This is a genomic window from Priestia megaterium (assembly GCF_046599315.1).
In the GTDB taxonomy this organism is placed as follows: Bacteria; Bacillota; Bacilli; order Bacillales; family Bacillaceae_H; genus Priestia; species Priestia megaterium_F.
This window is the reverse complement of the sequence record NZ_JBKIKC010000001.1, coordinates 1,291,753-1,312,943: the sequence shown is the minus strand read 5'-3', so window position 1 is coordinate 1,312,943 and position 21,191 is coordinate 1,291,753. Positions and strand designations below refer to the sequence as shown.

21 protein-coding genes are annotated in these 21,191 nt (G+C 38.7%); 20 read left to right on the top strand and 1 reads right to left on the bottom strand.

All coding sequences use genetic code 11. The annotated features are described in order from the left end of the window. Positions 1-210 precede the first annotated feature (210 nt). Complete coding sequence (gene holA / locus ACLHDF_RS07165) at positions 211-1,227, top strand: DNA polymerase III subunit delta (RefSeq protein ID WP_413918198.1); 1,017 nt, start codon at positions 211-213, stop codon at positions 1,225-1,227. Positions 1,228-1,261: 34 nt separating this feature from the next. On the opposite strand, the gene rpsT is transcribed toward holA, so the two are convergent. Next, on the bottom strand, positions 1,262-1,528 hold the full coding sequence (rpsT, locus tag ACLHDF_RS07160) for a 30S ribosomal protein S20 (protein ID WP_013059249.1): 267 nt from the start codon (positions 1,526-1,528) through the stop codon (positions 1,262-1,264). A 256-nt stretch (positions 1,529-1,784) separates the two neighbouring features. On the opposite strand from rpsT, the gene gpr reads away from it, so the two are divergent. From gpr to ACLHDF_RS07065, 19 genes are all read left to right on the top strand, one after another. Continuing rightward, complete coding sequence (gene gpr / locus ACLHDF_RS07155) at positions 1,785-2,897, top strand: GPR endopeptidase (protein WP_413918197.1); 1,113 nt, start codon at positions 1,785-1,787, stop codon at positions 2,895-2,897. 85 nt (positions 2,898-2,982) lie between these two features. Beyond that, on the top strand, positions 2,983-3,318 hold the full coding sequence (locus ACLHDF_RS07150) for a DUF3679 domain-containing protein (protein ID WP_413918196.1): 336 nt from the start codon (positions 2,983-2,985) through the stop codon (positions 3,316-3,318). Between the two features lie 127 nt (positions 3,319-3,445). Then, positions 3,446-5,269: a translation elongation factor 4 gene (lepA, locus tag ACLHDF_RS07145; protein WP_413918195.1), complete on the top strand. Its 1,824-nt coding sequence runs from the start codon at positions 3,446-3,448 to the stop codon at positions 5,267-5,269. Positions 5,270-5,444: 175 nt separating this feature from the next. Further along, positions 5,445-6,584, top strand: coding sequence for a radical SAM family heme chaperone HemW (gene hemW / locus ACLHDF_RS07140; protein ID WP_413918194.1), 1,140 nt, complete (start codon positions 5,445-5,447; stop codon positions 6,582-6,584). Positions 6,585-6,675: 91 nt separating this feature from the next. Beyond that, a complete protein-coding gene (hrcA, locus tag ACLHDF_RS07135; protein WP_413918193.1) occupies positions 6,676-7,704 on the top strand; it encodes a heat-inducible transcriptional repressor HrcA in 1,029 nt (342 codons plus the stop codon). Positions 7,705-7,809: 105 nt separating this feature from the next. Continuing rightward, positions 7,810-8,370 (top strand): nucleotide exchange factor GrpE, encoded by a 561-nt coding sequence (gene grpE, locus ACLHDF_RS07130; RefSeq protein ID WP_028411655.1) that lies wholly within the window; start codon positions 7,810-7,812, stop codon positions 8,368-8,370. Positions 8,371-8,400: 30 nt separating this feature from the next. Next, the gene (dnaK, locus tag ACLHDF_RS07125) at positions 8,401-10,218 is read left to right on the top strand and encodes a molecular chaperone DnaK (RefSeq protein WP_413918192.1); all 1,818 of its coding nucleotides are present in this window, start codon (positions 8,401-8,403) and stop codon (positions 10,216-10,218) included. 232 nt (positions 10,219-10,450) lie between these two features. Continuing rightward, positions 10,451-11,581, top strand: a complete 1,131-nt coding sequence (gene dnaJ / locus ACLHDF_RS07120) for a molecular chaperone DnaJ (protein ID WP_413918191.1) — start codon at positions 10,451-10,453, stop codon at positions 11,579-11,581. Between the two features lie 117 nt (positions 11,582-11,698). Further along, positions 11,699-12,640 (top strand): 50S ribosomal protein L11 methyltransferase, encoded by a 942-nt coding sequence (prmA, locus tag ACLHDF_RS07115; protein WP_413918281.1) that lies wholly within the window; start codon positions 11,699-11,701, stop codon positions 12,638-12,640. Between the two features lie 19 nt (positions 12,641-12,659). Beyond that, the gene (locus tag ACLHDF_RS07110; RefSeq protein ID WP_413918190.1) at positions 12,660-13,412 is read left to right on the top strand and encodes a 16S rRNA (uracil(1498)-N(3))-methyltransferase; all 753 of its coding nucleotides are present in this window, start codon (positions 12,660-12,662) and stop codon (positions 13,410-13,412) included. A gap of 5 nt (positions 13,413-13,417) precedes the next feature. Then, positions 13,418-14,776, top strand: a complete 1,359-nt coding sequence (gene mtaB, locus ACLHDF_RS07105; protein WP_413918189.1) for a tRNA (N(6)-L-threonylcarbamoyladenosine(37)-C(2))-methylthiotransferase MtaB — start codon at positions 13,418-13,420, stop codon at positions 14,774-14,776. A gap of 227 nt (positions 14,777-15,003) precedes the next feature. Continuing rightward, positions 15,004-15,177 carry a 30S ribosomal protein S21 gene (gene rpsU, locus ACLHDF_RS07100; RefSeq protein WP_013059237.1) on the top strand — a complete coding sequence of 58 codons (174 nt, stop codon included), beginning with the start codon at positions 15,004-15,006 and terminating at the stop codon, positions 15,175-15,177. A gap of 15 nt (positions 15,178-15,192) precedes the next feature. Continuing rightward, positions 15,193-15,636 carry a GatB/YqeY domain-containing protein gene (locus tag ACLHDF_RS07095; RefSeq protein WP_413918188.1) on the top strand — a complete coding sequence of 148 codons (444 nt, stop codon included), beginning with the start codon at positions 15,193-15,195 and terminating at the stop codon, positions 15,634-15,636. 176 nt (positions 15,637-15,812) lie between these two features. Further along, positions 15,813-17,144, top strand: a complete 1,332-nt coding sequence (locus tag ACLHDF_RS07090) for an NfeD family protein (RefSeq protein WP_413918187.1) — start codon at positions 15,813-15,815, stop codon at positions 17,142-17,144. After that, positions 17,144-18,127 (top strand): flotillin-like protein FloA, encoded by a 984-nt coding sequence (gene floA, locus ACLHDF_RS07085; RefSeq protein WP_013085055.1) that lies wholly within the window; start codon positions 17,144-17,146, stop codon positions 18,125-18,127. Before ACLHDF_RS07090 ends, floA begins: the two co-directional genes overlap by 1 nt. A gap of 31 nt (positions 18,128-18,158) precedes the next feature. Further along, the gene (locus tag ACLHDF_RS07080) at positions 18,159-18,620 is read left to right on the top strand and encodes a hypothetical protein (RefSeq protein WP_413918186.1); all 462 of its coding nucleotides are present in this window, start codon (positions 18,159-18,161) and stop codon (positions 18,618-18,620) included. A 59-nt stretch (positions 18,621-18,679) separates the two neighbouring features. After that, the gene (gene yqfC, locus ACLHDF_RS07075; protein ID WP_413918185.1) at positions 18,680-18,964 is read left to right on the top strand and encodes a sporulation protein YqfC; all 285 of its coding nucleotides are present in this window, start codon (positions 18,680-18,682) and stop codon (positions 18,962-18,964) included. 16 nt (positions 18,965-18,980) lie between these two features. Next, positions 18,981-20,168 carry a sporulation protein YqfD gene (gene yqfD / locus ACLHDF_RS07070; protein ID WP_413918184.1) on the top strand — a complete coding sequence of 396 codons (1,188 nt, stop codon included), beginning with the start codon at positions 18,981-18,983 and terminating at the stop codon, positions 20,166-20,168. 3 nt (positions 20,169-20,171) lie between these two features. Then, a complete protein-coding gene (locus ACLHDF_RS07065) occupies positions 20,172-21,146 on the top strand; it encodes a PhoH family protein (RefSeq protein ID WP_413918183.1) in 975 nt (324 codons plus the stop codon). Positions 21,147-21,191 lie beyond the last annotated feature (45 nt).

Below are 21,191 nucleotides of genomic sequence, written 5' to 3'. Positions count from 1 at the left end.
TAGAGATAAGGGTTTAATCATTAACAAGTAAGTAACCTAGGGCTTATATTGTTAATGTTTATCATAAACTGAGGAATTGTCGTTTTAAGACAATTCCTTTTGTATTGTTGCCAAAAACTCATAACACCTTTACGATAGAAATTGTATTTTGTTTATCAATAACTATACATAATCAATATAGATGAACTAAAAAAGAGGAGCGTATATACGTTGGCAGTAGATAGCTTAAAAAGTATTACTAAAAATAATATAGCCCCCGTTTACTTAATACACGGGGTCAATACATTTATGAGTAAAAAGATTAGAGATAAAATCGTCGACTACACATTAAATGAAGAAGATAAAGAATTTAATTTGTCACTATACGATTTAGAAGAAACATCAATTGATCAAGTTCTAGAAGATGCTGAAACTCTTCCTTTTTTGGGAGACAAGCGTGTAGTAGTTGCGAAAAACGCATCATTTCTAACGGCTGAAAAATCAAAAGATAAAGTAGAACATGACCTAGCAAAACTTCAGCAATATGTCGAACAGCCCCCGTCTTTTTCAACGTTAATTTTACTGGCTCCTTATGAAAAGCTGGATGAAAGAAAAAAAATAACAAAATTATTAAGAAAACAAGCGGCTTACATTGAAGCGAATGAATTTGGTGAAAAAGAAACGAAGCAGTGGATTCATAATTTGCTTTCAAAAGATGAGGTGAATATGGACGAAGATGCTGTGACGTTGCTTATTCAGCTTGTAGGTCTTAATGTAACTCTTGTGACAAATGAAATAGAAAAAATGGTGTTATACGTTGGACAAGGGGGAGTCATTACAAAAGAAGTTGTGCTCAAGCTTGTGGCAAAAACGCTTGAACAAAATGTATTTACCCTTATTGACGCGGTTATTCAGCGAAAGGTCTCTACTGCTTTAAATATGTATCAGGATTTACTGCGTAATAACGAAGAGCCTATTAAAATTCTATCTCTGTTAGCCACACAGTTTCGTTTGATTTATCATACGAAGCAGTTGTCTAGCCAAGGGTACGGTCAGCAGCAAATTGCTCAAACGATTAAGGTTCATCCGTTTCGTGTGAAAATTGCTTTGCAGCAGAGCAGAAGTTTTGAGGAACAGCAGCTTAAAGGGATTTTAAAGGATTTAGCAGAGGCAGATTATGAAATGAAGACAGGAAAAATGGATAAAGCGCTTATTTTACAGCTATTTTTACTAAAAAGAGCGCAATAAAAAAACGATCCTAATGGGATCGTTTTTGTCTCAATTATGCAGATAAACCGTTAAGTTTTACTGCTAAGCGAGATTTTTGACGAGCTGCAGCATTTTTGTGGATAATACCAGATTGTGCAGCTTTGTCTAATTTTTTAGAAGCAACAGCAAATGCTGCTTTTGCGTTATCTACATCGTTGTTTTCAACTAAAGCTTCAAAGTTTTTGATTGCAGTACGCATAGCTGATTTAGCTTGAATGTTATGAGCACGGCGAGCTTCAGTAGTTTTTACACGTTTGATAGCTGATTTAATGTTTGGCATCCGTTTCACCTCCCGAAATGATAACAATCGAGATTATATAGAACTCGACATTCTTCACAATAAGAACAAAAGATATTTTATCAAACACAAGGACAGAATGCAATAGCCTTGACAAGGAATTTTATATGACAGACTTCTCTGCAAAAGCCTCTAGCTGATATTAAGCCCTTCCTTCTACTTTTCATTTCTTAAATGCATGAATCTGCCAGTCCTCGGTGACAATAATTTCAACAAAGATTGTCTAGGAGGTTAAGAAATGGAAAAAGAACTTGATTTAAGTCAATATAGCGTGCGTACGGATTTAGCTGTAGAAGCAAAAGACATAGCGATAGAGAACCAGCCTAAACCGAATAACCAGTCAGAAATCAAGGGCGTAATTGTGAAAGAAAAAGAAGAACAAGGTGTCAAAATTTCAATGGTCGAAATTACGGAAGAAGGCGCAGAAGCAATCGGTAAGAAAAAAGGCCGATATGTAACGCTTGAATCGGTAGGCATTCGCGAGCAAGATACTGAAAAGCAAGAGGCGATGGAAGAAGTATTTGCTAAAGAGCTGAATTTTTTTATTAAAAGCCTCAACATTCCAGACGATGCTAGCTGCCTTGTAGTGGGCCTTGGCAACTTAAGCGTTACACCAGATGCGCTTGGACCAAAGGCAGTAGATAATTTATTGATTACAAGACATTTATTTGAATTACAGCCTGAAAGCGTGCAGGACGGCTTTAGACCTGTTAGTGCCATTGTTCCAGGCGTGATGGGAATGACGGGTATTGAGACAAGCGATATTATCTTTGGAGTTGTAAAGAAAGTGAATCCAGATTTTATCATTGCAATCGATGCGCTTGCCGCTCGTTCGATTGAACGGGTAAATGCTACCATTCAAATTTCAGATTCAGGTATTCATCCGGGCTCTGGCGTTGGAAACAAGCGCAAAGAAATCAGTTATGAAACACTTGGCATTCCAGTTATTGCAATAGGTATTCCAACCGTGGTGGATGCTGTCTCCATTACAAGCGATACAATTGACTTCATCTTAAAACATTTCGGCCGAGAAATGAAAGAACAGGGAAAGCCGTCTAAGTCGCTGCTTCCTTCTGGCATGACGTTTGGAGAAAAAAAGAAGCTCACGGAGGACGACCTTCCCAATGAAGAGCAGCGTCAAACGTATCTCGGTATGATTGGCACCCTTCCCGATGAGGAAAAAAGACGCCTTATTCATGAAGTGCTTGCACCTTTAGGTCATAACTTGATGGTCACGCCAAAAGAAGTGGATATGTTTATTGAAGATATGGCCAACGTAGTGGCGGGAGGACTAAACGCTGCTTTGCATCATGAAGTGGATCAAGATAACTTCGGGGCGTATACTCATTAATATGCTTGTAGATGAATGAGTTTTTCAGAATATAGTCATAATGGTTAGTACCTACAGAAGATAGAGAAGTAAGGGGCCTGATAATATGATTAAATTTACTTTAAAATCAGTAGTGCTAACCGTTTTTTTACTGTGCGTCGTCTTTTTTGGAATGCAGACGGCTCAGCAAGGCTTAATTAAAATGAAGGGGTATAATGACCCTTCCATTGAACACGTTATTAATGTGTCTAAAACGTCAGATGGTCAGGTGGAAGCGGCTGTTTTAGGTTCAAAAAAAGTTGTGGATATTGATGAAAAACAGCAGTTTTTAGAAAAACGAAAGGCTTTTAACTTTTTCTCCTCGCTAGGTGAAAGTCTAGCCCAAGGCGTGAAAAGTACAATAGGAAAAGCTCTCGAGGCTATCCATCACCTTCTTAATTAAAGCAGAATCTCTTTCTGCTTTTTTGTATGGGGAAATCCCTAATGGAATGCTTATTGAATGTTGACGAATGTGTTGTTATAATTTAGTTTAGTGTATTTTGCCGATTTTCAGTAGGAGTGAAAAAAATATGGATAGAGAAGCAAGATTGAAACGACAATCGAAAATCAGAAACTTTTCGATTATTGCTCATATAGACCATGGTAAGTCAACATTAGCAGACCGTATTTTAGAAAAAACAAATGCGTTAACACAGCGAGAAATGAAAGCTCAGCTTTTGGATTCCATGGATTTAGAACGTGAACGTGGAATTACCATTAAATTAAATGCTGTACAGCTTCAATACAAAGCAAAAGATGGAGAAGAGTATACTTTTCATCTAATTGATACACCGGGACACGTCGATTTTACATATGAAGTGTCACGAAGTTTAGCCGCGTGTGAAGGTGCTATTTTAGTAGTAGATGCGGCTCAAGGGATTGAAGCCCAAACACTAGCAAACGTATATTTAGCACTTGACAACAACCTTGAAATTTTACCTGTCATTAATAAGATTGATCTGCCGAGCGCAGAGCCAGAGCGAGTGCGCCAAGAGGTTGAAGACGTAATTGGATTAGATGCGTCTGAAGCTGTATTAGCTTCAGCTAAAGCAGGAATTGGAATCGAAGAGATTTTAGAACAAATCGTTGAAAAAGTTCCTGCTCCTGAAGGCGATCCAGACGCACCGCTTCAAGCATTAATCTTTGATTCTCTGTATGATGCATACCGAGGTGTAGTTGCATCTATTCGTATCGTACAAGGACGAGTAAAAGTAGGCGACAAAATTAGAATGATGGCAACAGGAAAAGAGTTTGAGGTAACGGAGCTAGGTGTGTTAACGCCAAAAGCCGTTGCTAAAGATGAACTTTCTGTGGGCGATGTAGGATTTTTAACAGCAGCTATTAAAAACGTTGGAGATACGCGAGTGGGGGATACGATTACTCTTGCTAAAAACGGAGCAAGTGAGCCTCTTCCAGGTTATCGTCGTCTGAATCCAATGGTATACTGCGGACTATATCCAATTGATACAGCGAAGTATAACGACCTTCGTGAAGCACTAGAGAAGTTAGAGCTAAATGACTCTGCGCTTCAGTTTGAACCAGAGACGTCTCAAGCCTTAGGATTTGGGTTCCGATGTGGATTCTTAGGGTTACTTCACATGGAAATTATCCAGGAGCGTATTGAGCGTGAATTTAAAATTGATTTAATTACAACAGCTCCAAGCGTTATTTATGACGTGTATTTAACTGATGAGACGCACGTGTCTGTAGATAACCCTTCTAATATGCCGGATCCACAGAAAATTGAACATGTGGAAGAACCATATGTGAAGGCAACGATGATGGTACCAAACGATTATGTAGGTGCTGTTATGGAACTTTGTCAGAAAAAGCGAGGTAACTTTATTGATATGCAGTACTTGGATGCTAATCGTGTCAGTATTGTATACGAAATTCCGTTAGCTGAAATTGTATATGATTTCTTTGATCAATTAAAATCAAATACAAAAGGCTATGCGTCGTTTGATTACGAGCTTATCGGATATCAGCCTTCGAAGCTTGTGAAGATGGATATTCTCTTAAACGGTGAAACGGTCGATGCGCTGTCGTTTATCGTTCACAGAGATTCAGCTTACGATCGTGGTAAAGTCATTGTAGAAAAGCTTAAAGAGCTTATTCCACGTCAACAGTTCGAAGTGCCGATTCAAGCGGCAATCGGTCAAAAAATTGTTGCCCGTTCAACAATTAAAGCCATTCGTAAAAACGTTTTAGCAAAATGTTACGGGGGAGATATCTCTCGTAAACGTAAACTTCTTGAAAAACAAAAAGAAGGTAAAAAACGTATGAAGCAGGTCGGTTCTGTTGAAGTACCGCAGGAAGCGTTTATGGCTGTGCTTCGCATGGATGAAGATTAATAGCTGAAATTCTATTATTTAACATGTCAAATTAGTTTTGGAAATGAAGCTAATCTGATACGATAGTAAAGAGTTTTTAGTGCTGTAAATAAGTGTGAACGAACATAGATAAAAATACCGCAGAGAGACTCTGCGGTATTTTTATCATTTATAAATGCGATTGAGGTGAAAGTCCATGGTGAAGGCAGCATATCTGCATATCCCGTTTTGTCATCATATTTGTCACTATTGTGACTTTAATAAAGTGTTTTTCAAAAATCAGCCTGTTATGCCGTATTTAGAAAGCATGCGGGAAGAAATGAAACAAACAGTTGAACATTATCCAACCAACAATCTAAACACGATATTCGTTGGAGGTGGAACGCCGACAGCGTTAGATGAACAGCAGCTGGAGTATTTTTTAGAATCTATTCGTATGTATCTTCCTTATGACGAAAAAGGTGAGTTTACATTTGAAGCGAACCCAAACGAATTGACGAAAGAAAAGCTTCAACTTCTCCATGACTATGGCGTGAATCGTTTAAGCATCGGTGTGCAAACGTTTAATGAAAGATTATTGGAGAAAATTGGACGTGTGCATTCAAATAGACAGGTATTTGATTGTGTTGAGCAAGCTCGAAAGATTGGAATGTCGAATATTAGCTTAGACTTAATTTATAGCTTGCCCGAACAAACGGTAGCTGATTTCTCTGACACGCTTCAGACCGCTTTTTCATTAGAGGTAGAGCATATGTCTGCCTATTCATTGATTATTGAACCTAAAACGGTATTTTATAATTTAATGAACAAAGGGAAGTTGCCGCTACCTGCTCAAGAAGAAGAAGCAGCTATGTATGAGCTGCTTATGAAAGAAATGGACAAACAAGGTTTTCATCAATATGAAATCAGTAATTTCGCAAAGCCAGGTTACGAGAGCATTCATAATCTAACATATTGGGACAATGAAGATTATTATGGAATTGGCGCAGGAGCACATAGCTATATTGCTGGAATAAGACGAGCAAATATTGGACCGTTAAAAAAGTACATTGATTCAGTTGAGCAAACAGGAAATGCATATCTTAATGAAGTAAGCGTGACCGAAACGGAAAAAATGGAAGAAGAAATGTTTTTAGGCCTTCGTAAAACGAAAGGAGTCTCGAAAGAGAAGTTTAAGCAAAAATTCAATCGAGAATTAAAAGATGTATTTGGAGAACCTATTCAAGAATATAAAGAGAGAGGACTTTTGGGGGAAGACAATAGCTCAGTCTTTTTAACACACAATGGTCGATTTTTGGGAAATGAAGTTTTTCAAGCCTTTATTGGGATAATCTAATATCAAATCGTTGACATCGCTATAGTGATTTGGTAATTTATTATTAGATTTAGCACTCAGAGTTTCAGAGTGCTAACAGAGGTGATGAAGCGTGCTTACTGATCGACAGTTATTAATTTTACAAGTCATTATTGATGATTTCATTCGATCTGCGCAGCCGGTAGGCTCTCGAACATTATCTAAGAAAGAAGAGTTTAATTTTAGTTCGGCTACGATTCGTAATGAGATGTCAGACCTAGAAGAACTTGGATTTATTGAAAAAACTCATACTTCTTCAGGGCGCGTTCCGTCGGAAAAAGGTTATCGTTATTATGTTGATCATCTAGTTTCACCGCAGCACTTGACAGCAAGCGATGTTTCTACAGTACGTTCGGTATTTGCTGAACGCATTGTAGAACTGGAGCATCTTGTTCAAAAGTCAGCGCAAATTTTATCTGATTTGACAAGTTTAACGTCCATTGTGCTTGGCCCAAAGGCGGTCAGCCATAAGTTAAAACAGCTTCAGATTTTACCTTTAACGGCTCAGTCAGCTGTTGCGATTATTGTAACAGATACAGGGCACGTTGAAAGTCGGACGATTACGTTACCGAGCAGTATTCAACCTTCCGATATTGAAAAGATGGTTAACATTTTGAACGAAAAGCTCATCGGCGTTCGCATTACTGATTTACATGATAAAATGTACAAGGAAGTAGCGACGCTCTTAAAAAGCCACATTCAAGGGTATGAGCAGACGCTGGATATCCTCAATGATGCATTAAAGCTCAACATGAATGGCAAATTAGTAGTTGGCGGCAAAACGAATATGTTTGCTCAGCCGGAATTTCATGATCTTAATAAAATTCGCGGGCTGTTTAACATTATTGAACATGAACAGCAGTTTTATCAGCTGCTAAGCCCAAATGAGGCTGGCATACATGTGAAAATTGGTCATGAAAATAAAGTGAATGAAATGGTAGGATGCAGTTTAATTACAGCTACTTATTCATTTGGTCACGAACAGCTTGGCACAATTGCTATACTGGGACCGACCCGCATGGAATATGCGCGTGTGATTAGTTTGCTTACACTGTTATCATCAGACATGTCTCAAGTTTTAACAAACTTGTATAAAGAATAAAGGAATCGGGTGGAATATATTACTTCCATCCTTTCCCTGTGATAAAATAAAAATCGTTGTTTAAAATGTAAAAATGTGTGTAAACATTTAAGGGAGGTGAATGAATTGTCAAACGAAAAGCAAGTAGAAGAACAAAACGAAGAAGTGGTTGAAGAAGTTCAAACAGAAGCTGCTGAGGCAACTGAAGCTGAGGCGTCTGAGGAAGTAAACCCTCTTCAACAAGAAAATGATCAATTAAAGCAACAGCTTGAAGAAGAAGAAAATCGCTACTTACGTCTACAAGCTGATTTCGATAATTTCCGTCGTCGTTCACGTCTCGATGCAGAAGCTGCTCAAAAGTACCGTGCTCAATCATTGGTTGCGGATATTTTACCAGCACTTGATAACTTTGAACGTGCATTACAAGTTAACACAGCGGACGAACAAACTAAATCTGTGCTGCAAGGTGTAGAAATGGTATATCGTCAATTGGTAGAGGCACTTCAAAAAGAGGGTGTTGAAGCAATTGAGTCAGTCGGGAAAACATTTGATCCATACGAGCATCAAGCAGTGATGCAGGTAGAGGACGATGAATATGAACCGAACACGGTAGTAGAAGAACTTCAAAAAGGTTACAAATTAAAAGATAAAATCATCCGCCCCGCGATGGTTAAAGTTAATCAATAACACTACATATTATGAAGGAGGTCATTGTCAATGAGTAAAATCATTGGTATCGATTTAGGTACAACTAACTCATGTGTCGCTGTATTAGAAGGCGGCGAACCAAAAGTAATTCCAAACCCAGAAGGAAACCGTACAACGCCATCAGTTGTGGCATTCAAAAACGGTGAGCGTCAAGTTGGGGAGGTAGCGAAACGTCAAGCTATTACAAACCCTAACACAATTATTTCAGTTAAGCGTCATATGGGTACGGATCATAAGGTGGAAGCTGAAGGCAAACAGTACACACCTCAAGAAATGTCAGCTATCATTCTTCAACATTTAAAAGGTTACGCTGAGGAGTATTTAGGTGAGCCTGTAACAAAAGCTGTTATCACAGTTCCTGCTTACTTTAATGATGCTGAGCGTCAAGCAACAAAAGATGCTGGTAAAATTGCTGGTTTAGAAGTAGAGCGTATTATTAATGAGCCTACTGCAGCAGCACTTGCATACGGATTAGAAAAAACAGATGAAGATCAAACAGTTTTAGTTTATGACCTTGGTGGCGGTACGTTTGACGTATCTATTTTAGAACTTGGCGACGGTGTATTTGAAGTTCGCGCAACTGCAGGTGACAACCGTCTTGGTGGTGACGACTTTGACCAAGTAATCATCGATTATTTAGTAGCTGAATTCAAAAAAGAAAACGGCGTTGATTTAAGCAAAGATAAAATGGCGCTTCAACGTTTAAAAGATGCGGCTGAAAAAGCGAAAAAAGATTTATCAGGCGTAACATCTACACAAATTTCTTTACCGTTTATCACTGCTGGAGAAGCTGGTCCTCTTCACTTAGAGGTATCTTTATCACGTGCTAAATTTGACGAGTTATCAGCAGGTCTTGTAGAGCGTACAATGGCTCCTGTGCGTCAAGCTTTAAAAGATGCAGGTCTTTCTGCAAGCGAACTTGATAAAGTAATCTTAGTTGGTGGTTCAACTCGTATCCCAGCGGTACAAGAAGCAATCAAAAAAGAAACTGGTCAAGATCCTCATAAAGGTGTAAACCCTGATGAAGTAGTTGCACTTGGTGCGGCAATTCAAGGTGGTGTATTAACTGGTGATGTAAAAGACGTTGTATTACTAGACGTAACGCCTTTATCACTAGGTATCGAAACAATGGGTGGCGTATTTACAAAGCTAATTGAGCGTAATACGACAATTCCAACAAGTAAATCACAAGTATTCTCAACGGCTGCAGATAACCAAACGGCTGTAGATATCCATGTTCTTCAAGGTGAGCGTCCAATGTCTGCAGACAACAAAACGCTAGGTCGTTTCCAATTAACAGACATTCCACCTGCACCACGCGGAGTACCTCAAATCGAAGTATCATTCGATATTGATAAAAACGGTATCGTAAACGTTCGGGCAAAAGATTTGGGTACAAACAAAGAGCAAGCTATTACAATTAAATCTTCAACAGGTTTATCAGATGACGAAATCGAACGCATGGTAAAAGAGGCGGAAGAAAACGCAGATGCTGATAAGCAACGTAAAGAAGAAGTGGAACTACGCAATGAAGCAGATCAATTAGTGTTCACAACTGAAAAAACATTAAAAGATCTTGAAGGAAAAGTAGAAGAAGCTGAAGTAACAAAGGCTAACGAAGCAAAAGACGCTTTAAAAGCTGCGATTGAAAAGAATGACCTTGAAGAAATCAAAGCGAAAAAAGATGAACTTCAAGAAATCGTTCAAGCGTTAACTGTAAAATTGTATGAGCAAGCTCAACAAGCTCAGCAAGCAGGTGAACAAGGCGCTAAAAATGATGATGTTGTAGATGCAGAGTTTGAAGAAGTAAACGACGACAAAAAATAATGCATCTTGACGACTAACGTGAATGACGCCATGGCGCGATTCACACCTTTTTAAAAGTCAAAGTCAAGCTTATTTCTTGGCTTTGACTTTTTTAACGTGGAAAAGTGAAAGGGGAGTTTTCCTTTGTCTCTCTACGTGCCCGAGAGCAATGGAAAGTAACTTTTATGTTGCTATGGAATTATTAATAATGATACAATTACGTTTATGTGAAACGATTCGGGAGTGAGTATTGATGAGTAAGCGAGATTACTATGAAGTACTCGGTATCAGTAAGAGCGCTACAAAAGATGAAATAAAAAAAGCATACCGAAAGCTTTCTAAACAATATCATCCAGATATTAACAAAGCAGAAGATGCTGCTGACAAATTTAAAGAAGTAAAAGAAGCATATGAAGTATTGAGTGATGACCAAAAAAAAGCACATTACGATCAATTTGGCCATACTGATCCAAATCAAGGCTTTGGTGGCTTTGGTGGAGGCGGCTCAGACTTTGGCGGCTTCGGCTTTGAAGATATTTTCAGCTCAATCTTTGGTGGTGGTGGTCGCAGACGTGACCCTAATGCTCCGAGACAAGGTGCCGATTTACAATATACGATGACACTTTCTTTTGAAGAAGCTGTTTTCGGAAAAGAAACAACAATTGAAATTCCACGTGAAGAAACGTGTGAAACATGTCACGGTTCAGGTGCAAAACCTGGCACAAAGGTCGATACATGTTCACACTGTAATGGTTCAGGTCAGTTAAACGTTGAACAAAACACGCCGTTTGGTCGTGTGGTAAATCGACGTGCGTGTCATCATTGTAGTGGTACGGGAAAAATCATTAAAGAAAAATGTACAACGTGCCACGGTGACGGTAAAGTAACAAAACGACGTAAAATTAATGTTAAAATTCCGGCTGGTGTAGATGATGGTCAACAGCTGCGCGTAAGTGCTCAAGGAGAACCAGGGGTAAATGGTGGTCCTCCGGGAGATTTATACGTAGTGTTCCACGTGCGCACTCATGAATTCTTTGAACGTGATGGAGACGATATCTACTGCGAAATGCCTTTAACGTTTGCTCAGGCAGCGCTAGGTGATGAAGTAGAAGTACCAACTCTACACGGCAAGGTGAAGCTGAAGATTCCTGCTGGTACACAAACGGGAACGAAATTCCGTTTAAAAGGAAAAGGTGTGGCAAACGTACGAGGATATGGTCAAGGAGATCAGCATATCCACGTTCGAGTTGTAACTCCAACAAAACTATCAGAAAAACAAAAACAATTATTGCGTGAGTTTGCTGAACTGAGCGGTCAAGAAGCCGTTGATGAACAGCATGATTCCTTTTTTGCAAAAGTAAAACGAGCAATTAAAGGAGAATAGTTGTCTTTCATAATAAACAGAGACAGGTTGGTAAAGGTACTTTGCCAACCTGTCATCTGTCATGTTCATATTTAAAATCCTATATTACTGAAGGCGGAAAGGATGAAGTTGGTAGCAATGAAGTGGTCTGAAATTTGTATTCATACAGCGCAAGAAGCAATTGAACCCATCTCTCATATTTTACATGAATCAGGAGCTAGCGGGGTAGTCATTGAAGATCCTGCTGATTTAGTGAAGGACAGAGATACAACTTTTGGTGAAATCTACGATTTAAACGTAGAAGACTACCCAGAAGAAGGTGTCGTGATTAAAGCATATCTTCCAGTTAACAGTTTTTTAGCAGAAACTGTGGATGGTATCAAAAAAGAAATTAATGGACTGCTTGTTTACGATTTTGATTTAGGAGCTAACAAAGTTACAATCAGTGAAGTGAACGAGGAAGAGTGGGCCACTGCTTGGAAAAAATACTATCATCCCGTGAAAATTTCAGAGCGTTTTACGATTGTACCAACTTGGGAAAACTATGAAAAAGTAAGCACAGATGAGTTAATTATCGAGCTTGACCCCGGAATGGCTTTCGGTACAGGTACACATCCAACGACAGTTATGTCTCTTCAAGCATTGGAAAGAACAGTGAAGGAAGGAGATACTGTTATCGACGTGGGTACAGGTTCAGGAGTATTAAGTATTGGCGCAGCTCTATTAGGAGCAAGTGCTGTACAAGCTCTAGACCTTGATGAAGTAGCCGTACGTTCTGCCCGCGAAAACATTGAACTGAATCAAGTTGGGAACGTCGTAACAGTAGGTCAAAACAACTTATTGCAAGGTATAGAAGGACCGGTTGATATTGTTGTGGCCAATATTCTTGCTGAGGTAATTGTTCGTTTTGTAGACGATGCTGCAAAGGTATTAAAGCCAGGAGGCATGTTCATTACGTCAGGTATTATTAGTGCAAAAAAAGAGGATGTCAAAAAAGCGTTAATGGGAGCGGGCTTTGTTATTCAAGAAGTAACGCTTATGGAAGACTGGGTAGCAATTATTGCGCAAAAACAAGCTTAACAAGTGAGAAGGTGTCAAGATGCAACGTTATTTTCTGCCAAATGATCAGTTTCAAGAGCAAAGTGTCATAGTGACACATGATGATGCTCATCATATCTCACGCGTTATGAGGATGAATGAAGGATCACATTTTATTGCCTGTAATGAACAGGGGCAAGCTGCTTTGTGTGAAATTGAAAATATTTCCGCTAACGAAGTGAAAGCATCTATTATAGAATGGATAAGTGAAGAAAAAGAGCTTCCAGTCCATGTTACAATCGTGAACGGTCTGCCTAAAGGGGATAAGCTTGAGCTTATTATCCAAAAAGGGACAGAACTTGGGGCGTATAAGTTTATCCCTTTTATTGCGGCTCGTTCAGTTGTTAAATGGGATGATAAAAAGAGTCAAAAAAAATTAGATCGATGGAATAAGATTGCTAAAGAGGCTGCAGAACAATCTCATCGTACGATTATACCAGAAGTAGAAGCCCCAATTTCTTTTAAAAAACTAATAGAAATTAGCGGTGATTATACTCATAAAGTTGTAGCCTATGAAGAAAGAGCAAAGCAAGGAGAAACATCTCAACTACACGCTGTTCTTTCATCTTTGAAGCCCGAGAATTCCTTGCTTGTTGTTGTAGGGCCTGAAGGTGGTTTAACTGAGCAGGAAGTAGAAGTATTAGAAGAAAATGAATTTACAATAAGCGGATTTGGTCCGCGGATTTTACGAGCAGAAACAGCCCCTTTATATGCGCTGTCTGCTATATCTTATCAAACTGAGTTAATGAGGTGACGATTATGTCAACAGTTGCTTTTCACACGCTAGGGTGTAAAGTAAATCACTATGAAACAGAAGCAATCTGGCAATTGTTCAAAGGCCAAGGCTATGAGCGTGTTGAATATGAACAAACTGCCGATGTATATGTAATTAATACATGTACGGTAACAAATACAGGAGATAAAAAAAGCCGTCAAGTTATTCGCAGAGCTGTGCGTAAAAATCCAGATGCGGTTATTTGCGTTACTGGATGTTATGCTCAAACTTCCCCTGCTGAAATTATGGCAATTCCTGGTGTTGATATCGTAGTAGGTACACAAGATCGTGTCAAGATGCTTGATTATATTGAACAATTTAAAAAAGAGCGTCAACCGATTAACGGTGTAGGAAACATTATGAAAACACGCGTATATGAAGAGCTAGATGTACCGGCATTTACAGACCGTACGCGTGCTTCGTTAAAAATTCAAGAAGGCTGTAACAACTTCTGTACATTCTGTATTATTCCATGGGCGCGCGGTTTAATGCGATCTCGTGATCCTAAAGAAGTAGTAGCACAAGCACAGCAGCTAGTGGATGCAGGGTATAAAGAAATCGTGTTAACAGGTATTCACACTGGTGGATACGGAGAAGACATGAAAGATTACAATCTTGCACAGCTGCTTCGTGATTTAGAATCTCAAGTAAAAGGATTAAAACGCATTCGTATTTCATCAATTGAAGCAAGCCAAATTACGGACGAAGTTATTGAGGTATTAGATCAATCAGAAATGGTTGTCCGCCATTTGCATATTCCTCTTCAATCAGGTTCAAATACGGTATTGAAACGTATGCGTCGTAAGTACACAATGGAGTTCTTTGGTGAGCGATTAAACCGTCTGAAAGAAGCTCTTCCCGGGTTAGCAATTACATCAGATGTTATTGTTGGCTTTCCAGGAGAGACAGAAGAAGAGTTTATGGAAACGTATAACTTTATTAAAGAGCACGGTTTTTCGGAGCTTCACGTATTTCCATATTCTAAACGTACAGGTACGCCAGCAGCTCGTATGACTGACCAAATTGATGAAGAAGTAAAAAATGAGCGTGTGCATCGTTTAATCGAACTTTCAAATCAATTAGCAAAAGAATATGCTTCGACGTTTGAAGGAGAAGTACTAGAAGTGATTCCGGAGGAAAAATATAAAGAAGATCCCGAAAGTGGTTTATATGTAGGGTATACCGATAACTACTTAAAGGTAGTGTTTAAAGCGTCTGAAGAAATGGTTGGAAAGCTTGTAAAAGTTAAAATTACAAAAGCTGGATACCCTTACAATGAAGGTGAGTTTGTCCGTGTGTTAGATGACATTCATCTTCAAGATCAGGTGAAAATGAGCTCATAACAATTATTTAAAAGCTGTGTGTTTACGCAGCTTTTTTCATACATAGAAAAAAAGCTGAACAAGTAATGTTTTATCAAGAAAGTTCATAAAATAAACAGGGAATAACTGCATTACTTTATGTAAAGCGGTTGACCTTAAGGAATCATTATATTATAATTGCAAAAGACATGTCTAACATGTCATTTCATTATGATGTTAGTGGTTTTGTTCGGAGGGAGGGAATTAGAATGTCAAGAACAGTTGTTCGTAAAAACGAATCGCTTGAAGATGCTCTTCGTCGCTTCAAACGTTCAGTTTCAAAAACTGGTACGTTACAAGAAGCAAGAAAGCGCGAATTCTATGAAAAGCCTAGCGTAAAGCGTAAGAAGAAATCTGAAGCTGCTAGAAAACGCAAGTTCTAATAAGAGGGTGGATTTATGAGTCTTCTCGAGCGTTTAAATAGTGATATGAAACAAGCGATGAAAAACAAAGAGAAAGAGAAGCTTGGGGTCATTCGTATGGTCAAAGCATCTCTTCAAAACGAAGCCATTAAGTTAGGAACTGACCTAACTGAAGCAGACGAGTTGACGGTTATTTCTCGCGAATTCAAACAACGTAAAGACTCCCTCCATGAATTTGAGAAAGCAGGTCGTCAAGATCTTGTTGATAAAATTCATTCTGAATTAGCAGTTTTAGAAGCTTACGCTCCTAAACAGCTAACTGAAGAAGAGTTATCTGAAATTATTAAAACGACGATTGAAGAAACGCAGTCTTCCTCTAAAGCTGATATGGGGAAAGTTATGGGAGCGCTTATGCCGAAAGTAAAAGGCAAAGCGGATGGCTCTCTTGTTAATAAGCTTGTCCTTCAACACTTATCATAAAAAGCACCTTACCTTGTGTAAGGTGTTTTTTATATAGGTAAAGACAGAACGTATGTTTGGTTTTTGTTATAAAGAATAAAATAGATAAATTTCAAAAAACTTGAAACTATTGTTAAAGTTATGCGTATATACAGGTACATACTCATACTATCTATGGAAGGAGGGTAGTGTATTCGGTGAAAACCTTATTTTCTTTTGTGTGCTTTCTTATCTTAGCCACTGGGTTATTCCCCACTATTAGCACCGCTGACACGCAGCGCGTACACGTTATTCCTGTAAATAAAACGGTAGAAAATGGGCTGCTTTCTTTTCTAAACAGATCCATTGAAGATGCGGAAAATGACGGTGCAGATTTGATTATATTGGATATAGATACTCCTGGAGGAGCTGTAGATGCAGCCTCTGAAATAGCTAAAAGCTTAACCTCAACACCTATTCCTACTGCTGCTTTTGTCGATAAAAAAGCATTATCAGCCGGAGCGTATATTGCACTTAACGCCGATCAAATTTATATGACACCAGGTTCTACAATGGGATCAGCGGCTGTTATTGACCAAAAGGGAAATGCAGCAGGCAAAAAAGCTCAGTCTTACTGGTTATCTGCCATGAAGAGCGCAGCAGAACAAAATAACCGAAACCCTAAATATGCAGAAGCGATGGCAAATACAAAGATGGTCATACCTGAACTTAATTTAAAAGGAAACGAATTGTTAACACTCACTCCGAAGCAAGCCGAGCAGGTTGGTTATTCAGAAGGTACTGTAAAAAACTTAGACGCTCTTCTAAGCGTACTTGGCTATGAAGATGCGAAACGGACGTATGCAAAAATGAGTGTAAGTGAACAAATTGCTCGTCTTCTTACTCATCCGCTTGTTGTTCCTATTTTATTATCCATTGGTGCTTTAGGAATTGTCATAGAATTGTTTACGCCTTCATTCGGTATTGCAGGCTTTATTGGAATAGCTTCGCTTCTTTTATTTTTCTATGGTCATATGGTGGCCGGGTTAGCAGGAATGGAAGCAGTTGTTTTATTTATAGCAGGAATTATACTGCTTCTGTTAGAGATTGTAGTACCAGGCGGTGTTTTAGGGCTACTAGGGCTTGGAGCTATTATTTTAAGTTTTTTTATGTCAACAGATAACAACGTCGAAATGGGAATTTCTCTTGTAATTGCAATAGTAGTGGCACTGGGAGGTGCGTTTGTGATGATGAAATTTTTTAAAAGAAGGCTTACATCTTTCAAAAAAATGGTGCTCAATGATTCACTTAATACTGAGTCTGGTTATGTGTCGAATCAAAACCGTTATGAATTAATAGGAAAACAAGGTAAAACGACAACACCGCTGCGTCCTTCAGGCACAGTGCTCATCGATGAAGAGTATGTGGATGTAGTTACCGAAGGCGGGTATTTAGACAAAGATGTGTTAGTAAGTATTATAAAAGTAGAAGGATCAAGGGTTGTAGTGCGTAAGCTCACGGAACCTTTGAAAAAGGAGGACCTTAATTAATGGAAGTAGGTAGCGTATTGTTTTTTGTAGTTATTGGTCTAGCAATTATTGCTTTGGCTGTATTTTTCACGTTTGTACCGATTATGCTATGGATCTCAGCATTAGCAGCAGGCGTTCGTATTAGTATTTTCACATTAGTTGGAATGAGACTTCGTCGAGTGATACCGTCTCGCGTTGTAAACCCGTTAATTAAAGCGAGTAAAGCAGGTTTAGGTATTACCATTAACCAATTAGAAAGTCACTATTTAGCAGGCGGTAACGTTGACCGTGTGGTAAATGCGTTGATTGCAGCGCACCGAGCAAATATTGAGTTAACATTTGAACGCGGAGCAGCTATCGACTTAGCGGGCCGTGATGTGCTAGAAGCTGTACAAATGAGCGTTAATCCAAAAGTTATTGAAACACCTTTTATTGCAGGGGTTGCTATGGATGGAATCGAAGTCAAAGCAAAAGCTCGAATTACCGTTCGTGCAAACATTGATCGATTAGTAGGGGGAGCTGGGGAAGAAACGATTATTGCCCGTGTTGGCGAGGGGATTGTTTCCACAATCGGTTCACAAACTGATCATAAAAAAGTATTGGAAAATCCCGACATGATTTCTCAAACGGTTTTAGGAAAAGGGTTGGATTCAGGAACAGCGTTTGAAATCTTATCTATTGATATTGCTGACATCGATATTGGTAAAAATATTGGGGCAGTTCTTCAAACAGACCAAGCGGAAGCAGATAAAAATATTGCCCAAGCAAAAGCTGAAGAACGTCGTGCAATGGCCGTTGCTCAAGAACAAGAAATGCGTGCAAAAGTAGAAGAAATGCGTGCAAAAGTAGTCGAAGCAGAGGCGGAGGTACCGTTAGCGATGGCAGAGGCACTGCGCTCGGGAAATATTGGGGTCATGGATTATATGAACATTCAAAACTTGACTGCTGATACGGATATGCGCGATTCAATTGGGAAAATGTCTAAAGAAGACGATGAGAAATAATGAATCAGCTTAATAAGGAGGTTTTCTCCTAATGGATATTGTTGAAACGCTTATTAAACTAATTATTAATAATGCTTTCATTTTTGTCATCATTGGAGGGATTATTTTTAATGTTGTACAGCGTTTTATGGCTCAGTCAAAAAAAGAAGAACAGCAACGTTCTAAAAGAGCTCCTATGCCTCCTGTAAACGATCCTTCAAGGCGAGAGAGACCTAGATATCGACCTGCCAAAGAAGAGCCGAAAACAGCTCGTATGGAGCCGGAAGCTGTTCCTTCAGCAGAAATAAATCCCTTGCAAGAAAAACTAGAAGAATTAAAAAAACGTTCGTATCATGAACCGTCTAGCCAAAAGAAAATCACAGTTGAAAAACAAAAAATGACGGGTGAAAAAAACGTTTTTAAACCCATTTCTCGTAAAGAAGCTGTTCAAGGAGTGATTTGGTCTGAAATTTTAGGATCGCCAAAATCGAAACAACGTAGATATAAACGATAAATAGATGTGATACATTAACCCCCTTTCTCATAAACATGAGATGAAAGGGGGTTCTTTTTATGAGCAAAAAGTGGAGACATCAAATGAAAAGATGGATGACAAAAACAATGGAACTACCCGCTGATGTATTAATGGATCTTCCCCGTATTACGTTAGTTGGACAAATACACATCTATATTGAAAATCATAAAGGTTTATTAGCCTTTTCTGATACTGAAATACGCGTGTTACTAAAACAGGGACAAATGTTAGTTCGAGGTGAAGGGCTGGTCATTAAAGTAATACTGCCAGAAGAACTGGTTTTAGAAGGTAAGATCAATCAAGTTCTTTATTTAGAACAATAACACAAGGAGGAAAAAAATGAAGAATGGATGGACAAACTTTGTTATTGGTACAGTACGTATTCGAATTGTTGGCAAAGGAATTGAACGTTTCTTAAATAATTGTGTAAGACAACAGATTATGATTTCGAATGTCCATAAAATTGACGGTCAGCTAGCGACAGCAACAATATTGTTGAGAGATGTAAAGAAAATTCGTATACTAGTTCGCAATGCAGATTGTAAAATTTATTTTATAAGAGGCAGAGGTTTTCCTTTTTTAACAAAACGAGTGATCAAAAACAGTGGTTTTGCTTTAGGATTTCTTTCTTTTTTTATTATTCTTGGTTTGCTTTCCAACATGGTGTGGAAAGTGGAAATTAGCGGTGCAGAACCACAAACAGAACATCAAATGACTAAGCAGCTTGCCAAAATAGGTGTAAAAAGAGGTGAGTTTCAATTTCTGTTAGAGAGTCCTGAAAAAATTCAGCGCTATTTAACGGATAATATGAACAATATTACCTGGGTGGGAGTAGAAGTGCGCGGCACTTCTTATCACTTCCAAGTGGTTGAAAAAAATGAGCCGAAGCCTCAGCAAAAAACGCCTTACCAACATTTAATTGCTAAAAAGAAAGCCATTATTACGAATTTGTTTGTCGAAAAAGGACAACCTTTAGTAAAGGTTAACGATTTTGTCAATGAAGGCGAAGTCTTAGTTTCCGGTATTATTGGAAATGAAAAAAATAAAAAAGTAGTAGCTGCTAAAGGGAAAGTCTACGGCGAAACATGGTACAGGTCTGAGGTGGAAGTGCCTTTAAAAACTGATTTTCAGGTCTTAACAGGTAATGGATATACGAAGCACTATTTAGATTTTCAAGCTTTTAAAATGCCTCTTTGGGCTTTTAACAAAGAGAAATACGGCTCAAAGGTGACAGAAAAAGTTGAGCATCCACTCTATTTTTTTAAATGGAAATTACCTCTTTCGTATGAGAAAGTTGCTGTGCGAGAAGAACAGAGCTCGCAGCGCGTCTATTCTAAACAAGAGGCGGTAGAGAAAGCTTTGGAAATCGGTCGGAAAAAATTGCTATCAACTTTAGGCGAGGATGCTAAAATAAAAGGTGAAAAAGTTTTGCACCAAGAACAGGACAATGGTAAAGTTAGATTATCAATACATTACCAAGTTATAGAAAATATTGCGAACACTCAACCAATTATTCAAGGAGATTGATGAATGTCAGAACAGCTAGTAACAATTAACGTACAACTTGATGATTCAAACGAAGCCATTTCATTATTTGGCGTACAAGATGCGAATTTAAAGCGAATTGAAGAAGAAATGCAGGTGTCTATCATTTCAAGAGGTGAGACCGTTGTAGTCTCTGGAAGTACAGAAAATGTTCAGCTAGTAGAAGAAATGCTTAAAAAGTTACTGAACATTATCCGAAAAAATATTTCCATATCTGAACGAGACGTTGTGTATGCGATTCAATTAGCCAAGAAAAGTTCTCTCGAGTTTTTTGAAGATGTATACGAAGAGGAAATTGGTAAAAATGTAAAAGGTAAGACCATTCGCGTTAAGACATTAGGACAAAGTCAATACATTTCAGCTATTAAGAAAAATGATTTAGTATTTGGAATTGGCCCCGCTGGTACAGGTAAAACGTACCTAGCTGTTGTCATGGCCGTTAATGCCCTTAAAAATGGTCACGTACAACGTATTATTTTAACACGTCCTGCTGTTGAAGCGGGTGAAAGTCTTGGCTTCTTGCCAGGGGATTTAAAAGAAAAAGTGGACCCGTACTTGCGTCCTCTGTACGATGCATTACATGATGTATTAGGAACAGAACATACGCAACGCCTAATAGAACGCGGAGTTATTGAAATAGCACCCCTTGCTTATATGCGAGGTCGTACATTAGATGATGCGTTTGTGATCTTAGATGAAGCACAAAACACCACGATGGCGCAAATGAAGATGTTTTTAACACGACTAGGATTTGGGTCTAAAATGGTGATCACAGGAGATATTTCACAAATTGATTTACCAAAAGGAGCTCAGTCTGGTTTGGCGGCTGTCTCGAAAATCCTGACCAATGTTAAAGGTATTTCATTTGTTCATCTAGAACAGTCAGATGTCGTGCGCCATCCACTTGTGGGACGCATCATTCAAGCGTACGAACAAGCTGACCAAAAGACCCTTTCTTAATTAGGGTCTATTTTTTGTAAAAGGGGGATACGTTTGTGTCAACGT